Source organism: Leifsonia sp. McL0618 (assembly GCF_049994905.1).
Classification (GTDB): Bacteria; Actinomycetota; Actinomycetes; order Actinomycetales; family Microbacteriaceae; genus Diaminobutyricibacter.
The window spans coordinates 3,274,199-3,287,583 of sequence record NZ_CP188258.1 but is presented as its reverse complement, the minus strand read 5'-3'; the positions used below and the strand labels follow the sequence as shown (position 1 = coordinate 3,287,583).

Here is a 13,385-nt window from a genome sequence, read left to right as displayed (position 1 = left end):
GCCCTAACCCCGATCGCCTGTGCCTAACTTTGTCGTCGGTCCGATTCGGGCTCGACTTCGGTCGTCGGGTTCGAGGCTCCAATGCAGCGGCCTGGCCCTCGACGGAAGCATGGCGTTTGATCGCAAAAGAACAACTCCCACGAGATCCCATGCTCGACGCAGACGGTCGTCACCGCACCTCCCGGCGCATCGGGCGGCCGTGTCAGGACCAAAAACGACCGAATGGTCAGGGGTCTATTGATGCAGTTCCGTCATGGATGTCCTGATGCCTAACACACGGTCCTGATAGACCGGCGATGGGCTGGAATCCCAATGTTTGTAAGGGTGGGCCCGGTGGGGCTCGAACCCACGACCCGCGGATTAAAAGTCCGATGCTCTACCAACTGAGCTACAGGCCCGTACCGGACTAATCTACCGTGGATTGGAACCACTCGCGCACGCGCGCGATCGAGACGGTTTCGAGGAGGGACACGACCGCATGAGCGACGAATTCCACAAGCCGACCAAGTTCTCCGGCAGCAAATTCGAGGCGTACAAGGGCGGCGAGGATCCGGCCCAGATCAGCCGGGTCGCGCACGAAACGGCGAACGCGCTTCTCGCTCGCGTGCGCAACGATCCGGATCCGGAGGTCGTCGACCGTCTCGTCGCGTTCACCGACCAGAACGGCATCGACGCCATCGCCGAGCTCTGGGCGCGGGCGAACCCCAAGAGCCTGCCCGGCGCGCTCTGGCGCATCTACCTGATCCGGCTGCTGATCAGGCAGGACCCGGAGGGAACCAGCTACCTGTTCCAGCGCGGCACCGAGGTGATCGGGACGATCGATCCTGTGGTGGCCGGAGCATCCATGCCTACGGGGCCCGCGGAGATCACCGAACTCGCGGACCGCATCCTGCGTGGCGTGTTCGAAGGGGACTTCGCGGTCGCGCTCGAGCGGGCGGCCGCGTTCTGCAGGGTGACGGCGGCCGGCTGCACCAGCGTGGCCGACGACCTGGATGCCACCGAACCGGTGAGGGCAAGCGAACTCACGACGCGCGCGCTCCGGTTCACGAAGACCGCAGAAGAACTCACCAGCTGCGCACGCCTGTGGCGCCACGAATCGCTCGAATAGTTCACTCGTCGCGAACGCGGGGCGCGTTCCTGGCCCCGCGGCTCGGGTAAACTTGTTGTCGGTCGGGCCGCAGTAACCCCGGGCTCCAATATTCGCCGCTCCGAGCGGCCTCGCGCCGAGAGGCGTTCTGCGGCCCGGCCTCTTGCTCTTAAAGCTGATGCGGCACCCGGTGACCGGATGCCGCATCAGAGGTGATTGTGCTGAGGACTCAGCCGAAGCGACCCGAAACGTAGTCTTCGGTGGCCTGCACGCTCGGGTTCGAGAAGATCATGTTCGTGTCGTTGTATTCGATGAGCTTGCCCGGCTTGCCTGTGCCGGCGATGTTGAAGAACGCGGTGCGATCGGAGACGCGCGACGCCTGCTGCATGTTGTGCGTGACGATCACGATCGTGTAGTCGTTCTTGAGCTCTTCGATGAGGTCTTCGATGGCGAGAGTCGAGATCGGGTCCAGTGCCGAGCACGGCTCGTCCATCAGCAGCACGTCGGGGGAGACGGCGATCGCACGCGCGATGCAGAGGCGCTGCTGCTGGCCGCCTGAAAGGCCGGATCCGGGCAGCGCGAGGCGGTCCTTGACCTCGTTCCAGAGGTTCGCGCCGCGCAGCGACCGCTCGACGAGTTCGTCGGACTCGCTCTTCGACATGCGCCGGTTGTTGAGTTTGACCCCCGCAAGCACGTTGTCGCGGATCGACATCGTCGGGAACGGGTTGGGCCGCTGGAAGACCATTCCGACCTGGCGGCGCACCAGCACCGGGTCGACCCCGGGGCCGTAGAGGTTGTTGCCGTCGATCAGCACGTCGCCCTCGACACGGGCACCCGGGATGACCTCGTGCATGCGGTTCAGTGTGCGAAGGAACGTCGACTTGCCGCAACCGCTCGGGCCGATGAATGCAGTCACCGTGCGGGGTTCGATGGTGAGGGAGACGCCTTCGACAGCGAGGAAACTGCTGTAGTAGACGTTCAGGTCGTTGACTTCGATGCGCTTGGACACACTGTTCCTTGGGTTTGGCGGACCGCTCAGCGGCCGTACTTGGGGGCGAAAGCTCTGGCGATGATGCGCGCGATGAGGTTGAGCAGCATCACGATGAGGATGAGGGCGAGGGCACCCGTCCAGGCGCGGTCGATGGAGGCCTGTGCGTTGATTCCGGCAGCCTGCGTGTATTGCGTGTAGACGAAGACCGGCAAGGTCATCATCCGGTCATTGAAGGGGTCGTAGTTCATGCTCGTCGTGAAGCCGCAGACGATGAGCAGCGGCGCGGTCTCGCCGATGACACGCGCGATGGCCAGCATGATGCCGGTGGTCAGTCCGGCGATCGACGTGGGCAGCACGATCTTGAGCACTGTCAGCCACTTCGGGACTCCGAGCGCGTACGACGCCTCGCGGAGTTCGTTCGGCACCAGTCGCAGGATCTCTTCGCTCGATCGCACGACGACCGGGATCATGAGGACTGACAGGGCGATCGAGCCCATGAACCCGTTGCGGATGGCCGGCCCGAACAGGAGCGCGAACAGGGCGTAGGCGAACAGGCCGGCGACGATCGAGGGGATGCCGGTCATCACGTCGACGAAGAACGTGATGCCGCGCGCGAGAGCACCCCGACCGTATTCGACCAGGTAGATGGAGGTGAGGATGCCTATCGGCACGGAGATCACTGTTGCGATCGCGGTGACGATCAGCGTGCCGACGATGGCGTGCAGGGCGCCGCCGCCTTCGCCGATCACGTTGCGCATCGATTCGCTGAAGAACGCCAGGTCGAAGCGGGCCAGGCCGTTCACGAGCACGGTCCAGGCGAGGGAGACGAGCGGGAGCAGGGCGATGATGAACGCTGTCGCGACAAGGGAGGTCACGAGGCGGTCGGTGGCTTTGCGGGAGCCCTCCACCAGCAGTGACGTCAGGTAGATCACGACGTCGAAGAGCACCGTGCCGAAGAAGATCGCGCCGACGATGTTGAAGTTCTTGGTGACCCCGGCTGCGGCGAGGATGCCGAAGATCGCGCCGAAGATGACCCAGCTCCCGGCCAGGATCATCCAGGTCGATCCCCGGGGGAGCTTGCCCGTGGTGAGCGAGTTGACCATGGGCCGGTTGACCGTCGCAGTGCTCATCAGTTCGCTCCAGAGAAGGCCTTGCGGCGATTGACGATGTAGCGCGCCAGCATGTTGATCAGCAGCGTGACGATGAAGAGCACGAGTCCGGATGCGATGAGCGCGTTGGTGGAGATGCCGGTCGCTTCGGGGAACTGCAGCGCGATGTTCGCTGCGATGGTGTTCGGACTCTGAGCCTGGAGCACAGCGAATTTCACGATGATGGCCGGAGAGAGCACCATGGCGATGGCGAGCGTCTCGCCGAGCGCGCGCCCGAGTCCGAGCATGATGGCCGAGATGATCCCGGAGCGGGCGAAGGGCAGCACGGCCATGCGCACCATCTCCCATTTGGTGGCTCCCAGGGCGAGGGCGGCCTCTTCGTGGAGCCTGGGGGTCTGCAGGAAGACCTCGCGGCAGATCGCGGTCATGATCGGGATGACCATGACCGCGAGCACGATCGAGGCGGTGAGGATGGTGCGCCCAGTGCCGGAGACGGGCGGCGCGAAGAGCGGGAACCATCCGACGTAGGTGCCCAGCCATACGTAGAAGGGCTGGACGAAGACGGCGAGGGTCGCGATGCCCCAAAGGCCGTAGACGACGGAGGGAACGGCGGCCAGCAGGTCGATGATGTAGCCGAGCGTCTGCGCGACGCGGCGCGGGGCGTAGTGCGAGATGAACAGGGCGATACCGATGGAGAGCGGAGTCGCGATGATGAGCGCGAGCAGCGCGGCCCAGATCGTGCCGAAGACGAGGGGCCAGACGTAGACCCAGAAGTTGGATGCATTGTTCGGCAGCGTGCCCGCCGGGGCCGTGATGGCCGGGATGCTCTGAATGATCAGGAAGATCGCAACGGCGGCCAGCGTGGCCAGGATGAGCGACCCGGCGATGACGGTGCTGGTGGAGAAGACGCGATCGCCGAGGCGGACCTTGGCTCTGATGGCGCCTGCGGTTCCGGTGGTCATTCCTGTCTTTCTCTCATCGGGTCTGAGGTTGTGGGGCTGTTAACCCCAGCGGTTCGGCCTGGACGCTCGCGCGTCCAGGCCGAACGCTTCAGGTGCTACTTGATGGTAGCGATCGAGGCGCTGACCTTGGAGGCCAGGTCCTTCGACAGCGGGGCCGAACCGGCCTGCTGTGATGCGGCCTGCTGTGCTGCGTCGCTGACGACGTAGTCGGCGTAGCCCTTCACGAGCCCGGCCTTGGCCGAGTCGCTGTACTGCTGGCAGGCGATGATGTAGCTGACGAGCACCAGGGGCCATGCGCCCTGGTCGGTGTTCGTGCGGTCGATCTTGATCGCAAGGTCGTTGGCGGGACGCCCGGTTGCGAGCGGCGACTTGGCGACGACATCGGCAGCACCGGATGCGCTGATCTTGTTGAACGTACTGCCCACCTTGAGCTGCGCGATGCTGAGGCCGGCCGAACCGGACTCGTCGATGTAGGTGATGCTGTTCTTCGCGTTCTTCGTGGCGTCTGCAACACCCGAGGTGCCCTTGGCAGCGTCACCGACCGTGTAGGGGAAGGTCTGGCCGGCAGGCTTCGTCCACACCGTCGGTGCGTTCTGGGCGAGGTAGTCGGTGAAGTTCTGCGTGGTGCCGGAGTCGTCCGAGCGGTGCACGACGGTGATCGGGGCCGAAGGGAGCGACGCACCCGAGTTGAGTGCAGCGATCTTCGGGTCGTTCCACGTCTTGATCGAGCCGTTGAAGATGCCGGCGATCGTGGCGGCGTCGAGTTTGAGGTCCGTCAGGCCGTCGACGTTGTATGCGATTGCGATCGGCGAGATGTAGACCGGGAGGTCGATACCCTTGGTGCCGGCGGCGCAGCCCTTGAAGTCCATCGCGAGCTCGGCGTCTTTGAGGTAGGCGTCCGAACCGGCGAAGTCGGCTGCACCGGAGATGAAGCTGGTGCGGCCGGCGCCGGAACCCTGCGGGTCGTAGTTGATGGTGACCTTCGGGTTGTCGGTCTGGAAGCCCGCGATCCAGGTGGTCTGGGCGGTGCCCTGTGCGGAGGACCCGATGCCGTTGAGCGTGCCGGACAGGTTCGAAGGGGCCTTCGAGGTGGTCGACGCTGTGCTTCCGCCTTCGTTCGAAGCGCATGCGGTCAGAGAGATGGCGGCGGCGGCCAGGATGGCCAGAGTAGCGCCATAACGCTTGAGTTTCACAGTTGTCCCTTCCGGGGATCATTGACAGGACGTTGGGTCGGTGCTGACCCGCCAGCGACGCTATTCCCGGTGCCTTACGAGCGTCCCTCGTGATGGTAAACGGAAGGTTAACGAGCGGTGTGTACTTGGCTCAGATCGCCGGGGAGTACGTCTCGATCGCGATGATGCCCGAGCTGGGGTTCGTCGACGAGAGGTGAACGACAGAGAAACCGCCGGTCTCGAGGTCGGCGGCGCTGCTCAGGTAGGAGCCGGGCACGGTCCCGGTCGCGAGTGCGATCTCCCGCAGGATCTCGGGCAGCACCGGTCCGTGGCTGCAGAGCACGGCGCTCTTGCGCGATCGCACACGCTTGCCGATGACGTGACGGATGGTGGCATGGCCGCGCTCGTACGCATCCTGGCTGATGCCTGATTCGTGTTTGGGCACGATGCCGGTGGATGCGGCCAGCGGCGCCACCGTGGCCACGCACCGCACCGCGGGGCTGGTCACGATCTTGCGGGGGCGCCATGCTTCGATCGTCGGCGCGTCGCTCGCCGCCTGGAGCACCCCGCGCTCGGTGAGAGGACGTGTCGTGTCCGGCCCGTCCCAGGTCTGCGGGGGAGCGGCCTTGCCGTGGCGCAGCGCGATGAGGGCGAAGGTCGTGCTGACGCCTTCGGCCAGCAGTTTTGCGAACGTGTCGAGGATCTCGACGTCGCGCTCGTACGTGAGGTACCCGCGCGCCTTCTTGATGGTCACCCATTCCAGCGCAGCGATCTCGCCGTTGGGCACGAACGTCGACCGGGCGATCGCCGCGTCGGAGACTTCGGCGGCCCAGTAATGCACGATCTTGTCGCGGCCGCTCGAGAGCGGGTAGGTCGAGACCCCGAGCGGTACGCCCAGGGCCACCGAGAGCCCGGTCTCTTCGCCGATCTCCCGCACGGCCGTCTGGGGAAGTGTCTCGCCGGGGTCGACTTTGCCCTTGGGGATGGTGACGTCGCCGTACTTGGTCCGGTGGACGACGAGGATCATCGTCTTGCCGTCGACGATGCGCCAGCAGACGGCCCCGGCAGCGTAGATCGCTGCCGTCACCGCCTCGACCCCGCACGCGGCCGGTGGGCGATCTGCTGCATGAGCTTGTTCTGGAGGTCGTCGAGGGGTTCGCCGGCCTCGTCGAGGTGGTGCCGCGTCCAGACGCCTTCGGAGTCGAGCGTCCAGGCCGAGGTGCGTTCGTCGAACGCGCGGTTGAAGAGGGCGTCGAGTTCGGCCAGGTGTGCGGGATCGGCGAGCCTGACGAGAGCTTCGACCCTCCGGTCGAGATTGCGGTGCATCATGTCGGCGCTGCCGATGTACACCTGCGGGTCGCCACCGTTGAGGAACGAGAAGATGCGCGAATGCTCGAGGTAGCGGCCGAGGATGGAACGGACCCGGATGTTCGACGAGAGCCCCGGCTCACCCGGCCTCAGCCCGCAGATGCCCCGGACCCAGAGGTCGACCGGCACCCCGGCCTCGCTCGCACGGTAGAGCGAATCGATGATGGCCTCGTCGACGATCGAGTTCAGCTTGATGCGGATGCCGGAGGGTTTTCCCGCCAGCGCGTTCTCGGTTTCGACCTGGATGCGCTTGAGCAGCCCCTTGCGCAGGTGGAGCGGCGCGACCAGCAGTCGCTTGAATTTCTTCTCGATCGCGTAGCCGGAGAGCTCGTTGAAGAGCCGGGTGAGGTCTTTGCCGACCTGGTCGTCTGCGGTGAGCAGCCCGAGATCTTCGTAGATGCGGCTCGTCTTGGGGTTGTAGTTGCCCGTGCCGATGTGGCTGTAGTGCTTCAGGACGCCCTTCTCCTGCCGCACGACGAGGGCGAGCTTGCAGTGCGTCTTGAGCCCCACGAGCCCGTAGACGACATGCACTCCGGCCTTCTCGAGCTTGCGGGCCCACGAGATGTTGTTCTGCTCGTCGAACCGCGCTTTGATCTCGACGAGGGCGAGTACCTGCTTGCCGGATTCCGCCGCGTCGATGAGGGCTTCGACGATGGGGCTGTCGCCGGAGGTGCGGTAGAGGGTCTGCTTGATGGCCAGCACGTGTGGGTCGGCGGCAGCCTGCTCGAGGAAGGCCTGCACGCTGGTCGCGAACGATTCGTACGGGTGGTGCAGCAGGATGTCCTGCCGGGCGACCGATGCGAACACGTCGGGCTGGGCGTTCGGCTCGCGCGGCATGAGTTGCGGCGCGGTGGTCGGCACGTGATTGGGGTAGTGCAGGTCGGGACGGTCGATCTTCGCGAGGTCGAACAGCCCGCCCAGGTCGAGCGGGGATGGGAGGCGGTAGACCTCTTGTTCGGTGACGTCGAGTTCGCGGACGAGGAGGCCGAGCGTCACAGCATCCATGTCGTCGGTGACTTCGAGCCGGATGGGCGGCCCGAAGCGGCGACGCAGGAGTTCTTTCTCGAGCGCCTGGATGAGGTTCTCGGTCTCGTCTTCGTCTACCTCAACGTCTTCGTTCCTGGTGACGCGGAAGATGTGGTGGTCGAGGATCTCCATGCCGGGGAAGAGGTCGCCGAGGTGATTCGCGATCAGGTCTTCGAGAGGGATGAACCTCAGCTGGTCGACGCTCTCGCGCTGGTCGATGCGCACGAAGCGGGGGAGCATCTGCGGCACCTTGAGGCGGGCGAACTGCTCCTTGCCCGTGCGCGAGTTGCGCACGCGCACCGAAAGGTTGAGCGAGAGCCCCGAGATGTATGGGAACGGATGCGCAGGGTCGACGGCGAGCGGCGTCAGCACCGGGAAGATCTGCTGCGAGAAGATGTCGCGCATCTGCACGCGGTCGGCGGCGTCGAGGGTGTCCCAGTTGACGACGGTGATACCGGACTCTTCGAGCACGGGCAGCACGAGTTCGCGGTAGCAGGCAGCATGCCTGACCTGCAGTTCGTGCGCCTTCTCCGAGATGTCGGCGAGAACGTCTTGTGGGGCGCGACCGACGTTCGTCGGCACGGCGAGGCCGGTCAGGATGCGCCGCTTCAGCCCTGCGACGCGGACCATGAAGAACTCGTCGAGGTTGCTCGCAAAGATCGCCAGGAAGTTCGCCCGCTCGAGAACGGGGAGGTCGGGGTCTTCGGCGAGTTCGAGCACGCGCTGGTTGAATGCGAGCCAGCTGAGTTCGCGGTCGAGATACCGGTCTTCGGGCAGGCTCGGGTCTGGCTCGTATACGAATGGAGCGAAGTCGTCGTCGAAGTCGCTGCCGAGCCCTGTATCGAGGAGGATGTTCTCGCCGTCCATCCCAACATCATTGCACCGGAGTGCAGGCTGTGGTGGCGCGCGAGGTTAATGGGTGGAAAACGCTCCGTCGGAATCGATCCTGCGTCGGTACTGGACGTCGACAGTGTGTTCGGTGAAGCCGAGCTGGTGGTACAGGCGCACCGCGGACGAGTCGTCAGCCTCGATGGAGACGGTTGCAGTCGTGCGCCCGCGCTCGGCAAGCCGTTCGAGCCCGGCGAGCAGGAGGGCTCGTCCCGTTCCTCGCCCCGGGTGCGCGGGGTCGACGCCGAGCACGTAGATTTCGCCGTCCACCGCATCCGGTTCGGCCTTCACCCAGTCGTAGCCGACGATGCGCCCGTGCTGGTCGCGGGCGATGAGGAAGTCCTTCGCCTCATACCAGGGCTCCGCCTGTCGCGCGCGCAGGTCGTCGACGGTGAGCCGCCCCTGTTCCGGATGCGACTCGAAGATCCGCGCGTTCAGCTCGACCCACTCGTCCTCATCGCCGTCGCGGAACGGCTCGATCGTCACGCCGTCACGGTGCCGGGCATGCGACGCACGCCCGGTTGCATCGGCGGATGCGCTGAGCGGCCCCGATCTCAGCTGGAGCAGCCTGCGGACCGGCAGGAACCCGTGGTGGTCGGCCAGCACGCGCGCAGCAGGATGGTCACCGTGCGACCACGCGGTGAGGTTGCCCCTGGCGGTGGCGAGCAGTCCGCGAAGCGCGACCGAGCCGTAGCCCTTGCCCCGGAACAGCGGATCGATGACCAGGTCGAGCTCCCCCCGCCCGACGATCGCGGCGCCGATGGGACGCGAGTGTTCGGCCTCCGACCAGACGGTCGCGACGATGGGCGTGCGGCGGCCCGAGTGCACATCGAGGCGCGCCTGCTCGTTGAACGGGTCGTATCCGTCGACGTCGATCGCGGCATCCGCAACCCGGAAGAACCCGGTGGCCTGCTCTGTGTCGGCGAGGTCAGGGACGGAGAGGCGTAGGGAGTCGCTCATTGTCCTCTTCGTACACGTTGAATCGGTACCCGACGTTCCGCACGGTTCCGATCAGCGATTCGAGGTCGCCGAGTTTGGCGCGCAACCGCCGGACGTGCACGTCGACGGTGCGAGTTCCGCCGAAGTAGTCGTAACCCCAGACTTCGCTGAGGAGCTGCTCACGCGTGAACACCCGCGAAGGATGCGTGGCGAAGAAGCGGAGGAGTTCGAATTCTTTGAACGTCAGGTCGAGCTGGCGGCCGTGGGCCTTCGCCGAATAGCTCGCCTCGTCGATGGTGACGCCCGACGCCTGGATCTTGGTCTGCGAGTGCTCCTGGGTCTGGCGGCCGATCGCGAGACGGATGCGCGCATCCACTTCTGCCGGCCCCGCCGTCTCGAGCACGACGTCGTTGACGCCCCAGTCGGCGCTCACTGCGGTGAGGCCGCCCTCGGTGAGGACGAGCAGGAGGGGAACGTTGATACCCGTGGTGGTCAGGATCTTGCAGAGCGACTTCGCGCTGGCCAGGTCGCGGCGGGCGTCGACGAATATCAGGTCGCAGCTGGGCGCGTTCACCAGCGCCGCAGGTTCGGCCGGGATCTGCCGGGCGCGATGGCTCAGGAGCGCAAGCGACGGCAGCACCTCCGCGTCGGGCGCAGAGGTGAGGATCAACAACTGCGCCACCCAGACCTCCTGTACGTACTGTGCCGCAATCCTAGCGGAGATGCATTCCGCGCCCCTCGCGTGATCGGGGATCGTCGATCGTGCACAGCAGGGTTCGGATGTGCACCGGTCGGGGGCAGAATAGGACCGTGAGCGAGTCCGAGAACCTGCCCCCGTCGCTGCGCTGGACGAGCATCCTGAGCGTCTGGGCCGCCGCGGTCGTCTTCGCGGTCGTCATCGGAGTGGTCTGCGACCCTCACGCCTACGCGTCGTGGCTCGCGCTGGCGCTCGCCGGGTGCGTGACCGGTGCCCTCGCGGCACAAATCGCGACGCAGCAGAGGGAGGGCTTCGTCGACCGCCTCGCGGCGAGTGTGGTCGGCGCGTTCGTGATCCTCGGACTCGCGGGTGCGGTGCTCGCCGTCGTTGCGGCAGTGCGGTGAACCGGAACCAGTAGACTCGAATCATGCTGGTGACCCTCGAACTCCTTTTCGTCGGCCTTCTCGGGCTGGCCACCCTTGCGATAGCCGGCGTCTCCGTCGTAGTCGTCTACAACCTCTTCCGGGGCCAGCGCTAGACGCGACGAAGGCTTCCGCCATGATCGAGATCCCCACCGACCTTCCGGCCGAACTCGTTCCCCTCTCCTGGCTCATCGGGGTCTGGGAGGGCTCAGGCGTTCTCGACTACACCGCTGGAGACGAGCACGTGCAGCTGGAGTTCGGGCAGCGCATCAGCTTCAGCCATGACGGGCTGCCGTACCTGAACTACAACTCGTATTCGTGGCTGATCGACGAGAATCGAACGCCGCTGGTCGCGGAGACCGGCTACTGGCGGCTCAGCCGGCAGCTCATCGAAGGCGACCCCGGTCCGGCGATGCTGCCGGGTGTCGGGGCCCGGCCGTTCACGACGGCGCAGTCGGTGGAGGCCCTCCGCAATTCCGCGGGCGGCTTCGACATCGACGTGGCGATCGTGCATCCCGACGGTGTCACCGAGATCTACCTGGGCCAGGTGAAGGGTCCGCGCATCGATCTTGCGACGGATGCTGTGATGCGCACCGCATCCGCGAAAGAGTATGCGGCGGCGACCCGGCTCTACGGGCTGGTCGACAACCACCTGCTCTGGGCGTGGGATATCGCCGCCCTCGGCCAGGAGCTGGCCTCGCACGCATCCGGACGCCTCGCGAAGGCGGAATGAGCCCCATGACCACCGCATCCCCCTTCCTTGACCTTTCTGGCGCCGTCGACTCGGTCGATCGCGATGCCGGCGTCGCCGCGCACTACGGCAACCCCGTCGTTGAGCAGCGCGAACTCGAGGCCGGCCGTGCGATCGTCGACCTGTCGAATCGCGCCGTGCTGTCGATCACCGGCCCTGACCGGCTGACCTGGCTCAACTCGATCACGAGCCAGAACCTGCTCGGCCTGTCCGCCGGAGAATCGTCGGAGACGCTGCTGCTCGACGCCAGCGGGCGACTCGAGCACGCGGTCAGGCTCATCGAAGACGGTGAGACGCTCTGGCTTCTCGTCGAACACGACGAAGCGGATGCGCTGCTCGCCTGGCTGCAGAGCATGCGTTTCATGCTGCGCGTAGAACTCGCCGACCGCACCGCCGATCTCGCCACCATCGGGTCGCTCGGCTCGCCGGCGCTGCCGATCGCCGCACCGAACGGCGTGCCCCTGGTCTGGAACGACCCCTGGCGCGAGGTCGCGCCCGGCGGCCACCAGTACGCGATCGGCGAGCACCCGGGTTCCGGCTGGACGTGGAGCGAGACTCTGATCCCGCGGGATGCGCTTGCTTCTGTCGTGGCACGCGTGCGCAGCGGAGAGTTCGGCGTCGCGGGGCTCCTCGCGGTCGAGGCGCTCCGCATCGCAGCCTGGAGGCCCCGTTTCGCGACCGAAGTCGACGAGAAGACGATTCCGCACGAACTGGACTGGCTGCGCACGGCGGTCCACCTGACCAAGGGCTGCTATCGCGGCCAGGAGACAGTGGCCAAGGTGCACAATCTGGGCCATCCGCCCCGCCGGCTCGTCATGCTGCATCTCGACGGGTCCGAGGGTGTGCTGCCCCCGCGCGGGAGCATCGTGAAGGTCGACGCCGCGGGGGAGCGCAAAGAGGTGGGCCTCGTCACTTCGAGCGCCCTGCACCACGAGCTCGGACCGATCGCCCTGGCCGTGGTGAAACGGTCGACGGATCCGGATGCGACGTTACTGGTCGAGGCCGGCGACGTGACGGTCGCGGCGGCCCAGGTCGTCGTCGTGCCGCCCGGCGCGGGAGCCGAGGCACACGTGCCGCGCCTGCCGCGGCTCGGCGCGGTCACCCGGCCGACGCGTTAGCCCCAGGCGAATCCGCGAGGCTCCACGGCCGACCAGTCGACGGTGACCTCTCCGAGCTTCCAGCGGGTGCGGCCGGCGCGGACCGGCCAGCCCGCTGCGCGCAGCCCTTGGACGGAGGCGATCCAGCGCTGCGTGGGCCCGTAGGCCGCGAGCGGGGACGCGTGCCTCCACTGCCGGTCGAGTTCGGCCAGCAGGCCGTGCACGCGCTCGCCGTCGATGTTGCGGTGGATGAGCACCTTGGGCAGTCGTTCGGCGACGATGGACGGCGCCTCGAGTCCGTCGAGCCGCAGGGAGATCGTCAGGTGGCGCGGGCCGTCTGCGGCGACGTCGACCCAGCTGGAGATGCGGCCGATCTCGTCGCACGTGCCCTCGACGAGGAGGCCCCCGGGCTGGAGGCGGGCCGTCATGCGGTGCCATGCCCCCACGACCTCCGCCTCCTCGTACTGGCGGAGAACGTTGAACGAGCGGATGATCGCCGGACGCAGGCCACCTGGAACGGGCACCTCGAACCCTCCGAGCGCGAAGTCGACGCGCGCATCCGGGGCGAAGGGGGTGGTGCCGGCACGGACCTCGCCCAGCTGGTCGAGAGCCGTGCGCACGCGACCCGGCTCGATCTCGAGGCCCAGCACCCGGACATCCGGTCGAGTGCGCGCCAGGCGCTGCTGCAGTTCGAGCGCCGTGACGCCGCTGGCCCCGTAGCCGAGGTCGACCACGAGCGGGTCAGCGGTGCTGCGGAGCACCGGCAGGGTGGCGATCCAGCGATCGACCCGGCGCAGGCGGTTGGTGTTGGTCGTGCCGCGGGTGACCGTTCCGATCGGTCCACGCGTCGCCATGCATCAAGTGTGGCATCTTCGG

General features: G+C 66.5%; 13 protein-coding genes and 1 tRNA gene. 4 read left to right on the top strand and 10 right to left on the bottom strand.

Annotated elements, in window-relative coordinates:
• Positions 1-325: 325 nt before the first annotated feature.
• Positions 326-398: transfer RNA gene (locus ACPPVQ_RS15920), tRNA-Lys, on the bottom strand.
• An 80-nt stretch (positions 399-478) separates the two neighbouring features.
• Between ACPPVQ_RS15920 and ACPPVQ_RS15915 the strand changes: the two genes are divergently transcribed.
• Positions 479-1,108 carry a DNA-directed RNA polymerase subunit beta gene (locus ACPPVQ_RS15915; RefSeq protein ID WP_426516111.1) on the top strand — a complete coding sequence of 210 codons (630 nt, stop codon included), beginning with the start codon at positions 479-481 and terminating at the stop codon, positions 1,106-1,108.
• A 208-nt stretch (positions 1,109-1,316) separates the two neighbouring features.
• Here the strand turns inward: ACPPVQ_RS15915 and pstB are convergent, their stop codons facing one another.
• From pstB to ACPPVQ_RS15875, 8 genes are all read right to left on the bottom strand, one after another.
• Positions 1,317-2,096, bottom strand: coding sequence for a phosphate ABC transporter ATP-binding protein PstB (pstB, locus tag ACPPVQ_RS15910; RefSeq protein WP_426516110.1), 780 nt, complete (start codon positions 2,094-2,096; stop codon positions 1,317-1,319).
• Positions 2,097-2,122: 26 nt separating this feature from the next.
• Positions 2,123-3,208: a phosphate ABC transporter permease PstA gene (gene pstA / locus ACPPVQ_RS15905; RefSeq protein ID WP_426516109.1), complete on the bottom strand. Its 1,086-nt coding sequence runs from the start codon at positions 3,206-3,208 to the stop codon at positions 2,123-2,125.
• Entirely contained in the window at positions 3,208-4,149 is a 942-nt protein-coding gene (gene pstC, locus ACPPVQ_RS15900; protein WP_426516108.1) for a phosphate ABC transporter permease subunit PstC, read from the bottom strand. The genes pstA and pstC overlap by 1 nt, the downstream gene beginning before the upstream one ends.
• A 95-nt stretch (positions 4,150-4,244) precedes the next feature.
• Complete coding sequence (gene pstS / locus ACPPVQ_RS15895) at positions 4,245-5,342, bottom strand: phosphate ABC transporter substrate-binding protein PstS (RefSeq protein ID WP_426516107.1); 1,098 nt, start codon at positions 5,340-5,342, stop codon at positions 4,245-4,247.
• 130 nt (positions 5,343-5,472) lie between these two features.
• A complete protein-coding gene (locus ACPPVQ_RS15890) occupies positions 5,473-6,408 on the bottom strand; it encodes an NUDIX hydrolase (RefSeq protein ID WP_426516106.1) in 936 nt (311 codons plus the stop codon).
• Positions 6,405-8,582, bottom strand: coding sequence for an RNA degradosome polyphosphate kinase (locus ACPPVQ_RS15885; RefSeq protein ID WP_426516105.1), 2,178 nt, complete (start codon positions 8,580-8,582; stop codon positions 6,405-6,407). Before ACPPVQ_RS15885 ends, ACPPVQ_RS15890 begins: the two co-directional genes overlap by 4 nt.
• Before the next feature lie 45 nt (positions 8,583-8,627).
• On the bottom strand, positions 8,628-9,563 hold the full coding sequence (gene mshD / locus ACPPVQ_RS15880) for a mycothiol synthase (protein WP_426516104.1): 936 nt from the start codon (positions 9,561-9,563) through the stop codon (positions 8,628-8,630).
• Entirely contained in the window at positions 9,532-10,224 is a 693-nt protein-coding gene (locus ACPPVQ_RS15875; RefSeq protein WP_426516103.1) for a response regulator transcription factor, read from the bottom strand. The genes mshD and ACPPVQ_RS15875 overlap by 32 nt, the downstream gene beginning before the upstream one ends.
• A 128-nt stretch (positions 10,225-10,352) precedes the next feature.
• On the opposite strand from ACPPVQ_RS15875, the gene ACPPVQ_RS15870 reads away from it, so the two are divergent.
• The 3 genes from ACPPVQ_RS15870 (at position 10,353) to ACPPVQ_RS15860 (ending at position 12,530) form a co-directional block, all read left to right on the top strand.
• Positions 10,353-10,643, top strand: coding sequence for a hypothetical protein (locus tag ACPPVQ_RS15870; protein WP_426516102.1), 291 nt, complete (start codon positions 10,353-10,355; stop codon positions 10,641-10,643).
• 154 nt (positions 10,644-10,797) lie between these two features.
• Positions 10,798-11,394: an FABP family protein gene (locus ACPPVQ_RS15865; protein WP_426516101.1), complete on the top strand. Its 597-nt coding sequence runs from the start codon at positions 10,798-10,800 to the stop codon at positions 11,392-11,394.
• A 5-nt stretch (positions 11,395-11,399) separates the two neighbouring features.
• Entirely contained in the window at positions 11,400-12,530 is a 1,131-nt protein-coding gene (locus ACPPVQ_RS15860) for a YgfZ/GcvT domain-containing protein (RefSeq protein WP_426516100.1), read from the top strand.
• Here the strand turns inward: ACPPVQ_RS15860 and ACPPVQ_RS15855 are convergent.
• Positions 12,527-13,363, bottom strand: coding sequence for a class I SAM-dependent methyltransferase (locus ACPPVQ_RS15855; protein ID WP_426516099.1), 837 nt, complete (start codon positions 13,361-13,363; stop codon positions 12,527-12,529). The genes ACPPVQ_RS15860 and ACPPVQ_RS15855 overlap by 4 nt on opposite strands.
• Positions 13,364-13,385: the final 22 nt, after the last annotated feature.